The 19,632-nt window shown below is 42.5% G+C and carries 21 protein-coding genes and 1 pseudogene; 18 read left to right on the forward strand and 4 right to left on the reverse strand.

Annotated elements, in window-relative coordinates; genetic code table 11:
* Positions 1-404: 404 nt before the first annotated feature.
* Together OU421_RS11280 and OU421_RS11285 are read right to left on the reverse strand one after the other, a co-directional pair.
* A complete protein-coding gene (locus OU421_RS11280) occupies positions 405-1,145 on the reverse strand; it encodes a winged helix-turn-helix transcriptional regulator (protein WP_268186194.1) in 741 nt (246 codons plus the stop codon).
* Between the two features lie 40 nt (positions 1,146-1,185).
* Positions 1,186-1,623 (reverse strand): hypothetical protein, encoded by a 438-nt coding sequence (locus OU421_RS11285; RefSeq protein ID WP_268186195.1) that lies wholly within the window; start codon positions 1,621-1,623, stop codon positions 1,186-1,188.
* A gap of 213 nt (positions 1,624-1,836) precedes the next feature.
* Between OU421_RS11285 and OU421_RS11290 the strand changes: the two genes are divergently transcribed.
* The 4 genes and pseudogenes from OU421_RS11290 (at position 1,837) to OU421_RS11305 (ending at position 4,631) form a co-directional block, all read left to right on the forward strand.
* Positions 1,837-2,535 carry a hypothetical protein gene (locus tag OU421_RS11290; RefSeq protein WP_268186196.1) on the forward strand — a complete coding sequence of 233 codons (699 nt, stop codon included), beginning with the start codon at positions 1,837-1,839 and terminating at the stop codon, positions 2,533-2,535.
* Between the two features lie 109 nt (positions 2,536-2,644).
* Positions 2,645-2,752: pseudogene (locus OU421_RS11295) on the forward strand (hypothetical protein); the annotation flags it as partial.
* Between the two features lie 120 nt (positions 2,753-2,872).
* Positions 2,873-3,277, forward strand: coding sequence for a tetratricopeptide repeat protein (locus OU421_RS11300; RefSeq protein ID WP_268186197.1), 405 nt, complete (start codon positions 2,873-2,875; stop codon positions 3,275-3,277).
* Positions 3,278-3,677: 400 nt separating this feature from the next.
* Positions 3,678-4,631 (forward strand): hypothetical protein, encoded by a 954-nt coding sequence (locus tag OU421_RS11305; RefSeq protein ID WP_268186199.1) that lies wholly within the window; start codon positions 3,678-3,680, stop codon positions 4,629-4,631.
* 336 nt (positions 4,632-4,967) lie between these two features.
* Here the strand turns inward: OU421_RS11305 and OU421_RS11310 are convergent, their stop codons facing one another.
* A complete protein-coding gene (locus OU421_RS11310) occupies positions 4,968-5,177 on the reverse strand; it encodes a hypothetical protein (RefSeq protein WP_268186200.1) in 210 nt (69 codons plus the stop codon).
* A 213-nt stretch (positions 5,178-5,390) separates the two neighbouring features.
* On the opposite strand from OU421_RS11310, the gene OU421_RS11315 reads away from it, so the two are divergent.
* From OU421_RS11315 to OU421_RS11350, 8 genes are all read left to right on the forward strand, one after another.
* The gene (locus OU421_RS11315) at positions 5,391-6,275 is read left to right on the forward strand and encodes a hypothetical protein (RefSeq protein ID WP_268186201.1); all 885 of its coding nucleotides are present in this window, start codon (positions 5,391-5,393) and stop codon (positions 6,273-6,275) included.
* A gap of 781 nt (positions 6,276-7,056) precedes the next feature.
* Positions 7,057-8,166: a hypothetical protein gene (locus OU421_RS11320; protein ID WP_268186202.1), complete on the forward strand. Its 1,110-nt coding sequence runs from the start codon at positions 7,057-7,059 to the stop codon at positions 8,164-8,166.
* 40 nt (positions 8,167-8,206) lie between these two features.
* Positions 8,207-8,608 carry a hypothetical protein gene (locus OU421_RS11325; RefSeq protein WP_268186203.1) on the forward strand — a complete coding sequence of 134 codons (402 nt, stop codon included), beginning with the start codon at positions 8,207-8,209 and terminating at the stop codon, positions 8,606-8,608.
* A gap of 417 nt (positions 8,609-9,025) precedes the next feature.
* On the forward strand, positions 9,026-9,961 hold the full coding sequence (locus tag OU421_RS11330) for a hypothetical protein (protein WP_268186204.1): 936 nt from the start codon (positions 9,026-9,028) through the stop codon (positions 9,959-9,961).
* Between the two features lie 366 nt (positions 9,962-10,327).
* On the forward strand, positions 10,328-10,888 hold the full coding sequence (locus tag OU421_RS11335) for a hypothetical protein (protein WP_268186205.1): 561 nt from the start codon (positions 10,328-10,330) through the stop codon (positions 10,886-10,888).
* 221 nt (positions 10,889-11,109) lie between these two features.
* A complete protein-coding gene (locus tag OU421_RS11340) occupies positions 11,110-12,216 on the forward strand; it encodes a hypothetical protein (protein ID WP_268186206.1) in 1,107 nt (368 codons plus the stop codon).
* A 1-nt stretch (position 12,217) separates the two neighbouring features.
* The gene (locus tag OU421_RS11345; protein WP_268186207.1) at positions 12,218-12,679 is read left to right on the forward strand and encodes a hypothetical protein; all 462 of its coding nucleotides are present in this window, start codon (positions 12,218-12,220) and stop codon (positions 12,677-12,679) included.
* Positions 12,680-12,756: 77 nt separating this feature from the next.
* Positions 12,757-13,569 carry a hypothetical protein gene (locus OU421_RS11350; RefSeq protein WP_268186208.1) on the forward strand — a complete coding sequence of 271 codons (813 nt, stop codon included), beginning with the start codon at positions 12,757-12,759 and terminating at the stop codon, positions 13,567-13,569.
* A gap of 176 nt (positions 13,570-13,745) precedes the next feature.
* Here the strand turns inward: OU421_RS11350 and OU421_RS11355 are convergent, their stop codons facing one another.
* Positions 13,746-14,483: a winged helix-turn-helix transcriptional regulator gene (locus OU421_RS11355; protein WP_268186209.1), complete on the reverse strand. Its 738-nt coding sequence runs from the start codon at positions 14,481-14,483 to the stop codon at positions 13,746-13,748.
* 493 nt (positions 14,484-14,976) lie between these two features.
* On the opposite strand from OU421_RS11355, the gene OU421_RS11360 reads away from it, so the two are divergent.
* The 6 genes from OU421_RS11360 to OU421_RS11385 all read left to right on the forward strand — a co-directional run bounded on the left by OU421_RS11360 (position 14,977) and on the right by OU421_RS11385 (position 19,500).
* The gene (locus tag OU421_RS11360; RefSeq protein WP_268186210.1) at positions 14,977-15,345 is read left to right on the forward strand and encodes a hypothetical protein; all 369 of its coding nucleotides are present in this window, start codon (positions 14,977-14,979) and stop codon (positions 15,343-15,345) included.
* A 212-nt stretch (positions 15,346-15,557) separates the two neighbouring features.
* Positions 15,558-16,091 carry a tetratricopeptide repeat protein gene (locus OU421_RS11365; RefSeq protein ID WP_268186211.1) on the forward strand — a complete coding sequence of 178 codons (534 nt, stop codon included), beginning with the start codon at positions 15,558-15,560 and terminating at the stop codon, positions 16,089-16,091.
* 124 nt (positions 16,092-16,215) lie between these two features.
* Positions 16,216-17,103, forward strand: a complete 888-nt coding sequence (locus OU421_RS11370) for a hypothetical protein (RefSeq protein ID WP_268186212.1) — start codon at positions 16,216-16,218, stop codon at positions 17,101-17,103.
* Positions 17,104-17,565: 462 nt separating this feature from the next.
* A complete protein-coding gene (locus tag OU421_RS11375; RefSeq protein WP_268186213.1) occupies positions 17,566-18,099 on the forward strand; it encodes a hypothetical protein in 534 nt (177 codons plus the stop codon).
* Positions 18,100-18,419: 320 nt separating this feature from the next.
* Entirely contained in the window at positions 18,420-19,124 is a 705-nt protein-coding gene (locus OU421_RS11380; RefSeq protein ID WP_268186214.1) for a glycosyltransferase, read from the forward strand.
* 241 nt (positions 19,125-19,365) lie between these two features.
* A complete protein-coding gene (locus OU421_RS11385; protein ID WP_268186215.1) occupies positions 19,366-19,500 on the forward strand; it encodes a hypothetical protein in 135 nt (44 codons plus the stop codon).
* Positions 19,501-19,632: the final 132 nt, after the last annotated feature.

Raw genomic sequence — 19,632 nt, forward strand, 5'->3', positions numbered from 1 at the left:
GGAAGTATTTAGTGTTCTGGATATATGTCTGGAATAATGAGGCAGTATTGTCTTTTATTTGCTAAAATAACGGGAAATTAAGGATTAATGTTGGGTCGCAATTGGCAGATATTTTCGTAGGATCTATGGGTTGTCTCCGGTCGAGATCGCCCGTCTCCGGGCTTCTGTGTGGACATGTTTTGTTGGGGAAGGTGTCATTTCAGGAACTATTTATGCGTTACTTAACCGTATGGCGGGCGTTTACCCCGATGACAGGAATCATGCACCTCAGTTACCAGAGATAACGAACTGCACATCTACTGTCCGTCATGCAGAATACTACTTGGTGGATTTTTCATATGATCTGTGTATCTGTTTTCAGACCTCAACTGAGTCACAGAATGAGAATATGTTCATACCTTCGCTTATCCGCTGGAGTAATTATTTATAAAATATTCAGCCGTCTCCCCGGGAAAATAATGATGGAAATTCTTCTCCTTCTCTATTGTTACCAGATTGCCGGAACGGAGTTTATCAATGTGCCATGAGATTGTGGGTCCGGATACCTTTGCATATGCCGAGAGATCTTTTTGCGTGCAGCCGGGATGTGCGGTTATATAGCTGAAAATATCACGGGTAGTCTCACCGTTCAGAAGAGATCTGGCGAGCTGGTATTCCGGGCTGTATGTATGGTGATTTTCAAAGTAATGGCGTTGCTTTGTGATTTTTTGGGAAATTACTAACCCTTCCCGTTCCAGGATTTCCAGATGGTGCCGCAGGGAACTGCGTTTAATTCCGGTTACCGTCTCCATTTCGGTTGCTATTATGCCAGGATTCTTCTGTATTTCCTGATATATTTTCGTTCTCCGTTCATTCTCCAGAATATTTTTCTTTTCAATCTGACGAACACCGAGAAAAGCACCCGATAGTATTGCGAGGAGATTTGCGAACGGTATCAGAATCGGGATATTTATACCAATAAATGAGACGATATGAGATTTTAACGGAAGCTCCCACCATTCGACAACATACACCACATCTTCTCTGGTAAGATCAGGGGGGTCTGCACTTGGTGTGACAATAATATTCGAATTTACTGAAGCCTGATGGGCATAGGCAATGATTACAATAGCTACGATTGTAATGATTGTCCCTTTAAGACTCATAATATATCATATAAAAAACGAGGTAATTAGTTTGTCGGTATTACAGCAATGTGTAACTGACCGATGATCCAAAAACCTCTCTCCCATATACCCTGAGTTCCCAGTCACCCATGGGAAGAAAGCCTGAGGATGTTTTTATGTCAACGTCAATCACGCCGTCCTTTACCGAACTATCGTAGAGGTCGGTGTAGTGTCCGACAAAGTCTCCATCCGGTGAAATAACAGACAATTCAAGATCCCCAAAGTGTTCATCCCAGGTCAATGTGACGTCAATTTTTGACGTGAAGGGCCATACATATCTCAAATGTCTGATTGTTTCTCCCTGGGTGATCTGATTTATTACTCTTGAACCTGAAAGATCGGGATTGTACTTGTCAACCGAAGGTATGACGATAATCTCACCTGTCTCAACTCTTTCCATTACATCGCCCGCCGCCGCAGGCGCAATGGCCAGTGCCGCAAGGAGAAGGGCTGTCATTAAAAATGAACGATTTCATGGCATAATTATGCAATTATATATTTTCTGTTATATCCCTGTTCTGGCCATATCATCTAAATAGGTATTTCTATTTAGACGATTTGGTCTGAAGAGGTATATATGAAGGAGTGAAATGGATCTTCTGAAGATCTGATGCTACCTGAAAATGGGGGTGGACCGGTCTGCCTGCGGTAAAAAATAAAGAGGTAAAAAATGAAATTAAGGAAAGACGTGCGGGCCTTGAGCCTGCTGATGGTAATTGCCCTTGTTGGGGCGATTTTCGTTCCGGCGGTTAGTGCTGATAATGTCGAAATCTCTAATTCAGTTCAATTGGATGAAAATTTACAAGCTGGAGACTTTATTATTAGTAATTCAAATAGTTGCGTAAAAGCATCAGAAATACTCAAAAATATTGATCCTGAATTTTACCAAAATTTATCCGAGGATCAGAAAAAAGAATTTGATAATATGGATGTAAATATTCCTGATCTGAACGACCCAGAAGGGACATCAGAATTTAATATCAAAGCTATAAAGGAAGAATCTGATTCAAAAACGACATTTGAAATAACTGCCTATATTAGTGGCTATGTAGATATCAATTATGATTCTTGGCTTGGGTTAAATGGAGCGTTTTATGAAGCAAAACAAACGTCAACTGTACTTATGCCGGAGATGGAAACAAAAGCATATCTGAATTATCGTCCCAACTCAAATTCGAATTGGGTTGTGAAAGGATCCGCCGAAGAAGCAGCAACATATTGCTATACGGTTGAAGCTGGTGACGTAGAATGGAGTCCAGATGATGGAGATTATCAGACTGTGGGAACTATTTATGGTGTATTCCCACCAGGATTTGTTCCACTAACTTATTTTGAGGTAGCAAACTCTCGAATAATGACTCTATCCTAAATGGGGGATATTTAGAAATCCTTCCTATTTTTAAAGATTCATACTTATTGGATAAAATCAGAACAACAAACGAGGTGGAGATAATAAATAAGGAACTCAAAAACGAACCAGTGTTGTTGGTGCATTTCCGAATGATGAGTCTTTACTGAGATCAGTGGTCTCTGTTGTGATAGATATGAATAGAGAGTGGATTGCCAGCAGAATATATATTAATTGAGAATGGATGATCCAGTATGAATATAGGTCGATCAATTTTACAGAAAAATAGGTACACTATCCAGCGGAAAGTGGGAAAATGAACAAAATATACAAGCATTTCGTCATCATTGGAATTATTATGGCAGTGATTATCCTGTCAGCCGGATGTATGGACTACATACCTGCGCTAGTAAATAACCATATAATAACGGACGATAACGTAACCCATCAGAAATGGCAGTCAGAATTTCTGGAAGATCGGGAGAAATTCAAGACAAATCCTGAAAATCCCCTCGAATGGACATTAAAAGGAATGGATATTGCTGCTACGCATGGGCATGAAGAAGCACTGGAATATTATGATATCGCAATTGAGCTTGATCCAGAATATGCATTTCCGTATTATGAAAAGGCATTTTCGTTATTTATTCTGCAAAGAACTGATGAGGCCGAAGAGTGCCTTGATAAGGCCGTTGAAATCAACCCTCAGTATAAACCGCTTGCCAAAAAATTACGGTCTGACTTTATACGGGAAGAATCGTGAAAATTTTCTTCAGACATCAATTATTCTTTTCCTGTGATTATTCTGCGATTATACCTGTATGACCTCATGCTCTTCCGGCTGAATCATCCAAATCGGTCAATCTATTTAGACGATTTGGTCTGAAGAGGTATATATGAAGGAGTGAAATGGATCTTCTTAAGATCTGATGCTACCTGAGAATGGGGGGGACTGGTCTGCCTGCGGTAAAAAGTAAAGAGGTAATAAAATGAAATTAAGGAAAGACATGCGGGCCTCGAGCCTGCTACCGGCAATTGCATGTGTCGGGGCGATTTTTTCGTTCCGGTTGTGAGTGCGGTTGAAGATTTGAGTCAATTAAAAAGCACAAAAACTCAACCAACGAGCGCTCCCATTCCAACAACGACTTAACCCGGTGATTATTATGCAGTTTGATGGTTTTATTTCAAAAGCAAAAGGAATGAGCCTGGGTAAGGTTTTATTATTATCAATAATAGTATTCAATAGTTTTATTTTAGCACTTTTTTTGGCATCAGGGCCAGTATATTTGCTATTTGAACATTTTGAAATGCTTTCATTCGGAAATTTATATGCCGCAGCTTTAATCGTATCTATTTTGCTAGCAGCATCTGCAATCACACTATTATCCTTAAAATTACTAGATCACAACCGGGGGATCACTATTGGAATTCACATGGTGCTTTTCGCATTATTTGGTTCGCTATTTATTGGCATGTTATATCATGATATTAAAGGTTCAACTGCCCCGGGAGAGGCAATTTATTTTATCTCAATTTCAGGGCTTGAAGATAAGAGTGGATCATTAATTAACGAATTTGTCGTTCCTCTGCCCATGTTAAACAATGGGCCTCTTCTCCCCCTGGATGAATTAAATAATAAAAAATTTGGAGAATGGAATACGGTTGTAATAGGTTTTCAAAACAGTACTCAAAAAATGCTTGCAATTCAGCATATAGGACCCAATCTGACAGAGATCGAAGATGAGATTAGCTTCTACTATAGATTTGATGACCCAATAAAAATCGATGCACAAAATACCGTATACCTGTCTTCCCTGACAACCAATCTGGATGATATAATGGTTGTTATAGGGGATAAAGAAGAATCCGGGCGATATTATTATCAATCTGAGATATTTGTGCCGGATAATCTTAAATCTGTAAACGATACTGACAGCATGATTAATATTAAAGTACTCTTAAAAGTGGACACCGGAGAATCATGGTTTGACAGGGGTTCATCAGAGTACATCTACTCAATAAATGAGAGCGTGAATATCAATAATTCCGGAAGAATCCCGGTGACAGTAGATGTAGGAGTAAATGAGCTGTATGAATTATATTATGACTTCTATTGAACTGACATCCGACAGTAAATCCACAAACCCCACATTATTTTGACCAAAATATCGTTACGCGGGCGAGTGAATTATATTTTAAATGGCTTTAAATTCAAATTTGTTTTCTCAATTATAAAAAAATGCTGATAAAGAATCAATAATGGAGATAAAACTCACAAAAGAAACTCCAATTGAAAATTCTGTTACAAATCTGGCCCACCATGGTATTGTGGTCACTGCTTATGACGAACTGAACTATCGTACAGGTCGGTGTAGTGTCCGACATAGTTTCCATCCGGTTTGTAAACATACAATTCAAGATCTCCAAAGTGTTCATTCCAGGTCAATGTGACGTCAATTTTTGATGTAAAGGGCCATACATATCTCGAATAGACGATCATCTCTCCCTATGGTGATCTGATTTAGTACTCTTGAACCCGGAAGATCGGGATTGTACTTGTCAACGGAAGGTATGACGATAATCTCACCCGTCTCAACTCTTTCCATTACATCGCCCGCCGCCGCAGGCGCAATGACCAGTGCCGCAAGGAGAAGGGCTGTCATTAATAATGAACGATTTCGTGTCATCATTATGCGATTATATATTTTCTGTTATATCCCTGTTCTGGCCATATCATCTAAATAGGTATTTCTATTTAGACGATTTGGTCTGAAGAGGTATTTATGAAGGAGTGAAATGGATCTTCTGAAGATCTGATGCTACCTGAAAATGGGGGTGGACCGGTCTGCCTGCGGTAAAAGTAAAGAGATGATGAAATGAAAATGAAAAGAGGTATGCGGGCTTTGAACCTGCTGATGGTTATAGCGCTTGTCGTGGCAATTTTTGTTCCGTCGGTTAGTGCTGATGAGAGATCTGTAGATTTAACTTCAAAAGTTACTATTGTTGACTCTCCAAAAATTAAATTGATTGAAAACAGTCGTACATCTGCTATTGCACAAGTAGGTGATATACTTGTCAGTTTAAAGTCAAACCCAGAACATTCTAAATCAACAATGGTTATTGAAGATCTCGAGACAAAAGAAAAACAAATTTTTGATTTTAAAACTGTTTACGATCCGGGAAAATACACTACAGAAGTTTATATTGATGGAAAGGAGACAAAAACATTCGTTACTGAATATGATCCTTTTGAACCAGGTATAACAGGACAATGCATTTCTGATAAAGGTATCAGTGAGAAAGAAGGCAGCGATGCTTTTACACGAGCCTCATATTATTACTGGGACGATGTATATTTTGCGACAGGATATGGAATCAAGTATCCTCATCCCGATTATCAGGCTTATGGAGCACAGGCATGGGACAGTTTTTATATTAGTGGTGATCAACTCAATCACCGTCACATGTCAGATTCTGAATCTGCAACAACAGCGGCTACGGCGCCCGTGGTAGCAGGAGCTATAGTCGCTGCACATATTGGAGGTTTTGCTGGAGCCATTGCAGGAGCAGCATTAGGACTCGTTCTCACTGGATCAAGCAGTGCGCTCCTGTTGGATGAAGAAGGATGTATTTGGTTTTGGGAATCGGAAGAATGGGGTCTGACAGTTATTCCAGTTCCTCCATATATTCAAAATGTTCCGAAATATTTTAGAATTGCTTCATATACTCTATGGGATGGTATAAACCTTGGAAATCCTTAAATTAATCAATTAATTTTTTTAGTGTGTGTGACAGTTATGGAAAAACATTCAAGAACCTTTGGAATATTAATTGGTGTTCTTTTTTATTTCTTCTTTATTTCGATAATTTTCCTGATTGAATTGTTGTTGTCGGTTAGTATTTTAAATCTCAAAAATCCAGTAATGCATTGGCTGTTTCTCGGAACGGTTCCTGTATTCATTGGTTTTGGATTATATGTATTTAAGGATTGCAAATTATGGGAGCTCAAAAGCTCCATTTTTGGATTTATTGTATGGTTTTTGATAATTCTCATTTTACAATCCATAGAGGTCCAGATCAGCAATTATAGTTATTATACAACTCTGGCAGGATTCCTGTTCATGATCGTTCTTTATTTTCTTTTTAAATTTCACCACTCCTCAAATACCTAAATACCCTTTTTTGTCAATTCCAAAATGAATGTGTAAACGGTCACGAAAAACTGATCCAGTGCGCTTGCTGGAGGAGTATTATAATCGCAAAATATTTTGTAAAAGAGAGATGCCGCAGAATGTCGATGCAGATATAATACCAAATAATATCTCAGATCAATCTGGATTTGTCCTCTCACTCTTCAATTATTTTTACGGCATGGACAGCCGGTACATATATGATCTCATGCTGTTTCCGGCAGAATAATCGAAAGAAATTGAGCTATTTAGACGGTTTGGTCTGAAGAGGTATTTAAGAAGAGGTAAAATGGTTATTCAAATGAGGAACATGATGTCTAAAAATCGCCAAAAAATAAGGAGTATAGTCCCCGTGCTCATCATCTTTCTTTTCGTGCCAATCCTGATATTCACCGCCGGATGCTCCGATGTGGGGTTTAAACAGCCAACCTTTGACATCTGGGCCCTCAAGATCGATGCAGACGGGAACGAGCAGTGGAACACCATCATTCACGGAGACCCGGACAGCGTCGGGACAGAGATGATCCAGACTCTGGATGGCGGGTACGCAATTGCAGGCACAGGTACAAGAAATGGCTCAATCGTCCGCATATTTACGCTTGACGCGAAGGGAGATCCCGGATTGGATTTGACCATCGATACATCCCCGGACTCCGGCCGTTCACTTGTAGAGGCTCCGGGCGGAGGATATGCAGTCACCACACGGGGGGAATGTCTGAAACGTATAGATGAAAGCGGAACCGTCCTCTGGAGTACGAAACTCGGCGAAGAAAGTGACCCGTTGGTGTGGGAAGTGGACAAGGGGTGGCGTGTGATCGGGGCACCGGAAGGCGGGTATGCAGCAGCGGGGAACAATCGGACTGTCAGGCTTGACGAGGATGGAACAATCCTATGGGAGACAGCATTTGATCCGGACCAGAGCGCCAGAACGATAATCGCAGCACCCACGGGAGGTTTTGTCACCGGAGGTACCTGCGATGTTGGTGTATGGGTCACCATGCTTGATGCCGAAGGGGACAGCATATGGACCAGGACGTTTCCAACCGAATCACCCCCTCGCCTCTATATCGTCCGTCTCTCTCCCGACGGCACATATGATCTCATCTATGGTGCCAGGCAACGTGTTGCCGTAAATGACACGGAGCACAGGCGGTTCACAGAGACAACTGAAGTATCTCTTTCTGCAGACGGCGAACATATTGGGGAAAAGCCGGTGCAGGTCTCCCAAGTCATCGTTGCGACAGAGGACGGTGGATATGCATATTGCGGGTATTCCCAACCACAATTTAACGATCTCATTTCATCAGACTATCCCGGCTCTCCACTTCGGGTTGTCAGACTTGACAATGTCGGGGAGGTTGTTTGGGATACATCATTTGATATTGGGGAAGATGGAGTTACATCGATCATTCAGACTTCAGACGGTGGATTTGCTCTCTTCGGAAGGTACCTTGATTTCTGAGCGCTTAGTTCATACGTGCGGATAGTTCAGTTATGTAATTATGGGAAAAGTCATGGAAAAAAAGAACATTACAATCATCTGCGGAGTAATAGTAATTACAGCCATAATATTCCTTTTTTTAATTACAGCGAATAGCACACCAATAATCAGTTCATCTGAGGATAAAGTGGCATCACATTTTGTGAGTCTCTTCAACATAAGTGCAGGTGAAGAAAAATTCATTTTCAATGCTAATGTTACGAGAGAAGAACTGGTAAATAATGGGTATGAAGTAATAACCATAAATGATACGTATATCGGGGAAAATCCTGCTCTTAGTCGTGCATTTGAAGATGGCTATTCTATGATATATCATGAAGATCGTGAAAGCATATTCCCTTTACAGGGAGTAATATTGGAATATGGGGGTAATTTCTATCACGTTTTAATAGGTTCTACCTAAATAATCCATAGGATCTGCATATTATTGGAGTTAGTCTCCCCCATTCATTCATTATTACGGCATGGATATGCCGGTACATTTATGCCACCATGTTATTTCCGACAGGATCATCGAAACATGTCGATCTATTTAGACGATTTGGTCTGAAGAGGTATTTATGAGGGAGTTAAATGGATCTCTGGTGGATCTGATTCTTCCAGAAAATGGGGGTGGACCGGTCTGCCTGCGGTAAAAGTAAAGAGATGATAAAATGAAATATAGGAAAGATGTGCGGGCCTTGAGCCTGGTAATGGTGCTTTCAGTGATGATGATAATCGCGATGGTAAGTGCGGTAGATCACTCATTTTTTTGTTATTAACCCGATGATTATATTTCAGGATTGTAGAAGAAATATTTAAATTTGTTGAGGGGAAGCTCATGAAATCTAGTATAAGAATGATATCCATATGGATTTTATTTAGCCTGCTTATTGGAGCAGGTGTTTTTTTCTCCGGATGTTTTCAGGATAAAAATTCAGAAATATCCGGTACCTCCGATACCATGCAGACACCAGCACCTGCAATTGCTCAGCCACCTTCTTTATTTGTGAATGCCACTCCGATAAAGCCTTCATACCCACCAGGTGAGACAGTTGAAGTTGGTATTACCTTCAGAAATACTGGTAAAGATATGGTAGTGATTGATTCATTTCCACCTAAGATAATCCTTAATAACCCTACTTTGGGAGTTGTGCGTAGTTATCCTCACGGCAGTGATACAATAACACTGGAATCAGGCGAGAGCACTTATTACACCATGAAGTGGGATCAATGTGACGATGATGGTGATCGGACAGATCCGGGTATCTATTTTGTGGAAATATCAGATATTTCCTATGAGGAAAATGGTGAGATGAACATGATTTTCCCCGAAGGAGCTGATGTTGCACAGGTAATCATACACTACCCGCAGGGGACAATTGAAAGGGAATTACTTATTAGTCAGTCAAAAAAACTTAATGGATATATTGTTACTCTCGAAAAAATTGCGTTTAATTTCACTGCCTCACAGGCATATATTATCGTTCATCCAAGTGGTAATTCATTCTTCGAAAAAACGGATCAATCAGATATCCCCACTCCTATCCCCACACCTCCACCTGGACTTGATCCATCAGGATACTACCGGATAGATGACGGTCCGGAAAAAGACTTCATTAGTACCGGGTATAATGTCGTTGATGACAGCATCGTGCTAGTATGGGACTTTGATCCAGTACCTGTTAATGCCAGTGACTTATATTTCGTGATTACAGGACTGGGTGAATGGGAAGGTTACTGTGAGATTCATGTAGATTTAACAAAAGGGGTCTAACCCTGAGAGAATTCATGTTTTCTTTATTCTCTTCAACCTGGGTTCATTTTGATTATGAGGAGTATGTCTATGATAACTGGGCACAGGGATATAACTACATGTCAGTTTTTGAGAATAATGGCTACTATTATACAATAACTTCTCCGTCAAGTTCGACAAAGTCACTTGCAGGGTATGCAAAAAACTATGACGAAACATTGTATTACTTGGTGTACAATCACCGATATACCTTCAGAACAGATTCTGATGTCAAATCAATTACAGAGAATTGCCTCCTAGATACAGCGAAGTATATGCTTGGTCTTGTGAAATATGTGAGGGATTGATTTCATCCCTTCTGTTTTTTTTGGTTAAAGGAGTCTTATAATGCTATCTGATTTTTACCTCGCTGCCGGCTTTGTGGTGTTTTTCATTCTTCTTATTCTTTTACCCGCCGTATGCATCGGGGTTTTTTCTCTTCTGATCTATTGTGCTCTGGCAAAATTGCAACCTCCGAAAAACAGATTTGCTCCGGTTGTGCCGGTTGTGGGTGGATTATTTTTCTGTGTTCTGGCACCATTCGCCGGTCATTTTTCCCTCCTGACAGGTGCTGTAATCATGGCAATGGGTGTGCTGACATCGTTTATGGCTGCCAGAAGATTATTCATCGACCGTTTTCTCTCCAAAATTCTCCTTGCCGGTTCCATTGTTGCCGTCTCCGGACGCCTCATATATGGATTTGGAACGGCATTCGGGAGTGGGGATGTGGGATCACCTATTTTTCAGCTGCTAACTCCCCTTTCCTCATCAGATGAAGGCTTTCTGATCATGAACTCGCTCGCCGGTTATCTGGAGATGGTGCTCATTTCGGCAGGTATATTCGGGGTAATATTCGTGGCCATGACAATCGTCCGAATAATTGCGGACAGATATTGCCGGGGGGCGTAGACACGATGGCATCCATAGATACAACCAAATTCCTTTTTGTGGTGGCGGTGGCTACCGCGGCATTTTGTGATACTGTCACCCCTGTCCAGGAAGCTGCACCGATTGTCTCATGCTTATGGGGGAATGAACATGCGATTATATATTTTCTGTTTTATCCCTGTTCTGGCCATATCATCTAAATAGGTATTTCTATTTAGACGATTTGGTCTGAAGAGGTATTTATGAGGGAGTTAAATGGATCTCTGGTGGATCTGATTCTTCCAGAAATTGGGGTGGACTGGTCTGCCTGCAGTAAAAAGGAAAGAGATGATAAAATGAAAATGAAAAAAGGAACGTGGGCACTTTCCGTACTCCTGGCAGTGATGCTGGTGAGCGTGGTGATGGTGCCGGTGAGTGCGGCATCTCCGATGCCTGAAGAGGTAAAGAGCTTTGAAACAGTCGATCCGGGAGTTCTTCAGGAACAGCTACCCACCAAAGAAGAAATTATAAAACTCAATGAATTTGAAAGTCCTGCAAAGGTACTGATAGATGAATTGAAGTCTAAAAGTTATTCAAATGACGACATAACGAGAGAACTAGCAAAACATGGCTATGGCTGGTATCCTGAAACCGGAGCCTGTTGGAGTGGAACACTCCCTTCGAAAGAAGAATTAAAAATTATTCAGAAAATCCGCGGTCCAGAATATACACCATTTAGTGTGGAAGCTGGCACAAAGGCTCTTAGACAAGCAAATCAGATGATGTATGTCCTTAACAACGATGTCTACAGAGGAATCAATACATACATGAAGCCAAGTGAGATGAACGTTGAACAGGGTGGAACTTATCAGCATGTGATCACGACACATGTTGGAAAAAAGCCGAACCCCTCAACAGAGTGCTGGACGGAGGTCGGTGTCGCGAGGTCAGTTCCCGACAATACCAGGCAACGCTTCACATTTGATAATGACGAAGGAGGCTGGGTATTCCACGGTGTAACCGATGCATCGACGTACAGGAATTACATCATCTATGTCACTGATACTTACGAGATTGGTGGATACCTCTATCATATCTGGATCGATGGTGAATGGAAGCGGAGCGGACATCTGGCGTTCAAGGAAAATGACATTAATCATGCTAATGAAATCTGGTCCGATGAAAGCGATCCCTGGACCGATGACTCGGGTACTGCAGTCTTTAAAGACGGTTTCCTCTATCAGGGATCAGGTGCAGTGTGGTGGAATTCCGACGTTCCTAAGGATTGGTCCCATTCTCCTGATCCCTGTCCAATACAGGAATACACCACAATAGTAGGAAGTGCATGGAAATACGATACCTGGATTTGACATGAATGGAAAATTGATACCGGCGGTAATTTCCCTTCTCCTCATCCTTCTATTCATGTTTGCTCTTTTGTCCGGCTGTGAGGGAAATGAGGTCAAACCTGATGAAAGATCAGAACTATCGGAAGATGAGAAGAAGATAGCTGTCCGTATCGCTTCTGAAAACGCCACCGTGAAAACATATCTCTCTGGAGAGTACGAGATACTGGATGTGGAATACTCCACGCTGAAAAGGGCTTCTGGAGGGGAGGAATGGTCAGAACAGTTACCGGTAGTCACGATAAAGAAAAAAGATGCTGTTGTTATGGCATATGTGGATCCAGAGGAGGAAAGAGTGGTATCAATTGCAAAGCAGTATACGAGGGATCCCGTAATTATGCCTCCCCATGCACAGTCTACAGCGACACCCCCGGGAGGCGAAGCCCCCACAATACCTATCCCCACACCTAAGACTTCCCTACCGTGAAAAATGAAAAACTGAGGTGAAATATGAAACTGAAATAAGAATTGAGCGTGTTTTTTGTGCTTCTGGCGTTTCTCCTGGTGAGTGTAATTACGGCGTTGGTGGCAGGTCTTGTTGTCTTTGAACCCGACACGGGAGTCAGTGATACCGGGATCGCACCGGATGAGATGGCCATGGTTCACATCGATCTGCTGACGGAGAAGAGGGATGTCCCGGCTGAAGGTGTGGACGACCTCGGAATCCCGTCGTCAGTCCGGAAATATGATCTCATGGTTTTTGACACCCCGGCAATCCTGGACCAGCTGCTTCGCGGGGAGTCGCTGACCGTGTATCTTGCAGGACAACCCTACGCGGCGGATCTGCAGGAATCGCTGCTCGACACCGAAGCCCGCAGTGCGGGAATCTACTCCTTCACCGGCACCCTTGCCGGGGGTGGTGATGCGGTTCTGACCCTCAACGATGATGTCCTTGTCGGCCGGTTCGTAACCGGTGTCACCGAGTACTCGGTGGAGAGTACAAGATTAAATGATACCATATATCCGGAGAAGGTCCTCCATTACGCCTATTCTTCTGCTGATGTTGTAGCGGAGGGTCCGCCTGCGATGTTGAGCGGCTCCTTTCTCACGTTGATAAATATTAGTTGTGGAGACGGGGAATCTTCCGGGATCCCAGCGAACAGCACCGTGGCCGACCTCCGGAGTGCCGGATATGAAGTCTTCAATCTCACTGATGCCGATCTTAACAACCTTCCTGTCGTGAACAAGACAATCCGGAGCGGCATGCGTGAGGTGCCGTTATCCAAAGATGAAACGACGCGCATTTTTGAGAGTTACCGGGGGAAGATCGCGGAGTATCATGGGAGTTATTACCTGATTGATTTCATGGTCAGTTAGGGCGTGGCGGAACAACGCATCGCTTCTCTAAAATAGAGGCATTTTCTGTGTTGGGTGGGGGGATTGATGTGATGGGAACACACCGGTGTGAGACGGTCAATTCCCCAATGCTACACATTCTGTGACGGGTGGTTTACGCGGAGCCTTTCATGCAGATGGTGATATCACCCCTCCTCTCAGACTGAACTCGCATGTACAAAAGAACCAGCCGTCTTACTGGGAAAATAATGATGGTAATTCTTCTCTTTTTCTATTGTTACCAGATTGCCGGAACGGAGTTTATCAATATGCCATGAGATTGTGGGACCGGATACCTTTGCATATGCCGAGAGATCTTTTTGCGTGCAGCCGGGATGTGCGGTTATATAGCTGAAAATATCACGGGTGGTCTCACCGTCCAGAAGAGATCTGGCGAGCTGGTATTCCGGGCTGTATGTATGGTGATTTTCAAAGTAATGGCGTTGCTTTGTGATTTTTTTGGAAATGATTAACCCTTCCCGTTCCAGGATTTCCAGGTGGTGCCGCAGGGAACTGCGTTTAATTCCGGTTACCGCCTCCATTTCGGTTGGTATTATGCCTGGATTCTTCTGTATTTCCTGATATATTTTCGTTCTCCGTTCATTCTCAAGAATATTTTTCTTTTCAATATGCCGGACACCGAGAAAAGCACCTGATAGTATTGCAAGGAGACTGCCGAACGGTATCAGAATTGGGATATGTATGGCTATAAATGAGGTGAGATGACTTTTTAGCGGAAGTTCCCACCATTCGAGAACATGCACCACATCTTCTCTCGTGAGATCCGGGGGGTCTACACTCGGAGTGACAATAATATTCGAGTTTACTGCGGCCTGATTGGCATAGGCAATGATCACAATACATACAATTGCAATGATTGCCCCCTTCAGATCCATGATAGAAAATATAAAAAACGAGGTGTTTAATTTGTCGGTATCACACCAGTGAGTAACTGACAGATGATCCAAAAACCTCTCTCCCGTATACTCTGAGTTCCCAGTCAACAGATTGGTATGATTATTGCTACTGGGGTACGGGTCATGGGCGTAGGTGTGTAAGCATCCATGAAATTGGTCATAACTTTAATGCACACCATGAAGGCACTTCTGGCTATAATCAGGCGTATGCATTTAATATCGGCGGTCTGACCCATACGGTGATGTGGAGCTATTTCTTTGAACATCTCAATTGCTATGAGTTTTCATCTGATAATTATCATGGAGATGCCACACATGATAATGCAAGAGCTATACGTGAAGCAAAGGCGTGGGTTGCAGGTTATGCTTAATATTGTTTCCCTCCCTTCCATTTTATAGAGGATTGAGGATGATGCAATCATTTTCTGCGATAGTGCAGCATCACAAAAAATTCATTTTGTTACTCGTTGTAATGATAATTCTCCCTTTGATTGGTATTGCTGCTTTTCCTTATTTCATGTATCTGACCGTTCCCCCGGATTGGCTTCTCGTGTATGAGGTCACTGAACAGAAGGCCGGGGATGGTACGATTGTCCATCTTGATGATCAGAACCTTAAGGACTACCCAGTTCTTGAAGAAGTACTATTGGGAAGTGAACAGTACGAACCTGGACCACCATACAGTAAAGGAGATCTGCGCCAAGTGGGTGAGGTGGAATACCCCGAAAAGATAACACAGTGGACCATCGATAGATATGTCTTTGACAATACTACCGGTGAGCGAAAATATTTCGAATATAACGGGAGTTACTACAGGATTGGAACCTTATATGCAGATTAAATTGTTTCGGAACCGTGAGTCGTCGGGGGAAAACGTAATGCAGTTCGGCCGGGAATACTGGGTACAACATGGCGTCTATTTTTTCTCTTTCTGGAGAAATGAGAACATTTGACTGACGATATGATTATCAATATCTGCTGTCATGCTCTTCCGGCAGCACCATCGAAACGGGTCAATCCATTTAGACGATTCGGTCTGAAGACATATGTAAGATGAAACGAAATGGATCTTCAGGGAATCTTATTCGTCCTGAACAGGGGGACGGGTCTGCCTGCGGAAAAAAGGAGAGAGGGAAAAATATGAAGGCAATATGGTATTTGTTCACCATTGGTGTGATACTTGCAGCCATTGCCCTGTCAGCCGGATGTACTGACTACATGCCTTCGCCGGTAGGAGGCTATATGATAACGGACAATAACGTCACCCATCAGAAATGGATGTCAGAATACCTGGAAGATCCGGAGAAATTCAAGACGAATCCTGAAAATCCCCTCGAATGGACATTAAAAGGAATGAGCAGTGTTGCAGCGGGTGGTAGGCATGAAGAAGCGTTGGAATATTATGATATCGCAATCGGGCTTGATCCAGAATATGCATTTCCGTATTATGAAAAGGCATTTTCGTTATTAATTCTGCAGAGATATGATGAGGGTGAAGAGTGCCTTGAAAAGGCTGTTGAAATCAACCCTCAGTATGAACCGCTTGCCAAAAGAATACGGTCTGACTTTATCCGGAAAGAATCATGAAAACGATTTGCATGTATCATTATTCTTTTCCTGCGATGATTCTGCGGTATACCTGCATGGGGCATGGTCTGCCTGCTGATGGTTATAGTGTTTACCTGGGCAATTTTCATTCATGTGGCGAGTAATGAGAATCAAAAAAGTATGGGATAATAGTATGAAGGTAACTCAAAAAGATATCGTGTTCTGGATATCAATAATTTCGATCGTTATAGTTATCCTGTTCCTCCTTTATGCATCACCATCCTCTCATTTCGTTCCTGTTGGACTTATTTTTCCGATAATAATTGTATTATTTATCGTAGCAATAATCGCAATAGCCGTAAAGAAGTCCATCGCGGTTGGAATCATATCAATATTCATTATCTTCTTGGTTGTCTTTGGCCCGATACTCATATTCGAGGCATTCATTCACAATCAGGGACAGGGCAATATTGAATATACGGTATCGGTAACAGGACTTGAAGGGAAGAATGGGAATTATGTCAGTGATGTGATCGTCCCCTTGCCAATGCTAAATGGTGAACCCCTGATACCGATTGACGAAATTGATGGTCAGACCTTTGGAGAATGGCGTGCAGTACTGATAGGATTTCCCGATAGTAATGAAGAGATGCTCGCATTTCAGCATGCCGGAACAAATTTAACAGACATTAATGCTGAATTTTATCACTACCTTCCTGATGGGTTAATTGTCGATGATGAAAAAAAAGTGTACCTGTCTCCGTCATTAGATGGTCTGGAACCACTAAAGATGGCTGGAAGATATGCCTGGTCATCAGAAACATCCCTAGATCCCTTTGATTATACTTACCGTTCGATGGTTTCACTGCCGGATAACCTTGAGGATCAGTCAGTGTCAGATGAGATATGTTTCAATATTCTGCTAAGGGTTAATACAGGAGGGACGGGATTTATGACGGTTCCGGCAGATTATCGATTCACAACCCATGAAGTTTTAAAATTGGATAATTCCGGTTTTATTCCGGTAAATGTGAGTGTTCATGTTTCATAAGTCCTGTTTTGACCGTTCACACGAAACGGAAACGTTTGAGTGGTTGATGGGTGAACGATTACTCCTTTCTTTTTAAAATTCATCACTCCTAATTCCTGTATTTGGTCAATTCAAAAATGGATGGACGCCTTTCGGTGAAGTGGTATCGTCGGGAAATGTTTTGCAATAGAGGGAGATACAGCAGAATGTCGATGCAGACATTGTACCAAAATAATCGTAGGCTAATCCTGAGTTAGTGTCCACCCTTCATTCATTTTTACGGCATGGATATGCCGGTACATATATGCCACCATGTTGTTTCCGGAAGGATCATCGAAACATGTCGATCTATTTAGACGATGTGGTCTGAAGAAGTATGTATGATGAAGTGAAAACGGATTATCCGGTGAACTAATTATTCATTTGTAGAGGTGAAAAATGAACATGGAAAGAGGCATGCGGGTTTTGGTTTTTCTTATGGTAATGGTACTTGTCGGGGGTATTTTATTACTGGTGGTAAGTGCGAATGAGAAGATGCTGGGTGCGGATACCCAAATAAATTCAGGAGCAATTTTTGAAATAACCGGGTTTACGCATGTGTTGAAAACCGACGTATCACCATCAGATAGTACGCTGGAATCATTGTCAGATGAGTATGGAGAATTAAACATCCCGTCATCGGTGGAAAGATATGATATCGTGCAGTTCAGCGAAATTGATCTGAATCCGGATCAAATCAATTCGCTGAAGGTGTTACTATATGGTCAGGAATATGACATGCATCTTGAAAGGATGAATTTTGAAGCTATCGATGATGGTATTGATTCTTATTCAGGAAGTATTGACGGACTTGATGATTCGGTAGCATTATTCACCTTTGACAAAAATCTTGTTCAGGGATCCGTTCAGCTCCGGGATGAGTTCTTATTCATATCACCCATCCAAAACAGAGAAAATTCCCTGAAGACTCCGATGCCGCTGCACATCGTCTATTCATCAAAAGACATGAAACAGTAAAAATAACCGTTTACCATTGATTCGGACGGATTATCACAGTAATCCCGTCAAAAATACAATTTTCAGGCCTGAAACCCTATCGCAGAGAACAATCATGCCCAAAAGGGATGTACATTAAATGTGCTTCTCCTTTTTGTAAGTGACCAAACAAAGCATAAGTAGCAGAAATTCTGTGGTAAGAATCCCATCCGTCGAAATAACTCCCGCTCTTTTTAGCATAATACTCCCACATCACAATCCCTTCCACACGTTCAAGTATCTGCACCGGCAATATATAAGAACGGTATTCTGCATTTCTGCAATATCACCGGTGACTGGCCATGAAAGTTTCAGTAGTTATTCCGACATACAACGAAGAGAAAAATATCGGCAGGTGCCTTGAATCGCTCTGCAACCAGACGATGAACCGAACAGAGTACGAACTCATCGTCGTGGACGGCAATTCAAAGGATGCGACGCGTGATATTGCCCGGAAGTATGCAGACCAGGTCATCATTCAGACCCGTGCAAAGGTGGGGGGTGCGAGAAACGACGGGGCCGACCTTGCGACAGCTGATATTATTGCGACGACAGACGGCGACTGCGTCCTGCCTCCGGAATGGATCGAGACCGTCTATCAGGAATTTGCAGCCCATCCGGAAGCAGCGGCCATTTACGGGACGGTCTATCCCCTCGAATACACCATCAAAAACCGCATCAATCTGGGCCTTGCAAATACCTTCTCCCGGTTGGGATACTATACAAAACTGCTCTATTACACCCTTGGGTGCAATACCGCGTTTCGCAGAGACGCCTTCATGAAAATTGGCGGATACAAGGTATGTGACGCCGGAGACGACCTCGAGATTGCCCGGCGGGTCGTCCACGAGGGTACTGTCCGCTTCTGCCCGAAGATGCGGGTTGCCTTCTCCATGCGCCGGTATGACCAGTTTGGAACCCTGAAATCACTCTATGAATGGGTGCATATCGTGCGGAAAGGCGGTGACTCGGATGAGTGCCAGTATTCAAAGCGTGAATACCAGTAAATATCCTGTTATTTCCTCATACTAAAATATTTTATGAGATAATTCTGGCATCAGATTATCTGACACAAACTACAATTTTCTTTTTTGCGATTTTAATGGCATTCAATTAATCCGTTCCATCCCATGAACTGCCTCTCCCCTTGGGGGGAGGCTGGCGTATGCCGGGCTGGTGAGAGGGGGGTAATTTGTGACTTTTTTGAATCATGGTTGTATATTTGGCCACTGGAGGCGCTTCGTGCGTATGAAACCGAAAATACCTGGAATTGAATTTGATTGTCTGGGCGTTGTTAAAAAAGGTACGGCAAAGGGAGATGATTTTGGGAGACATCCTCAATTGATTTCAGAGAATGTCAGATTCTATTCTACACCAATTTGAAAAAAATTGAGCAGAGTAACAAACTTAGGTAAAGAGCAAGGGAGGGGGGTTCCCCCTCCCTGCAGCCCTCCCCCAATATGTGACACATCACAGGAGGGATGGACGAGCATCCCTCCTGTTCAGTAATTTATT

It is taken from the genome of Methanogenium organophilum, from assembly GCF_026684035.1.
Classification (GTDB): domain Archaea; phylum Halobacteriota; class Methanomicrobia; order Methanomicrobiales; family Methanomicrobiaceae; genus Methanogenium; species Methanogenium organophilum.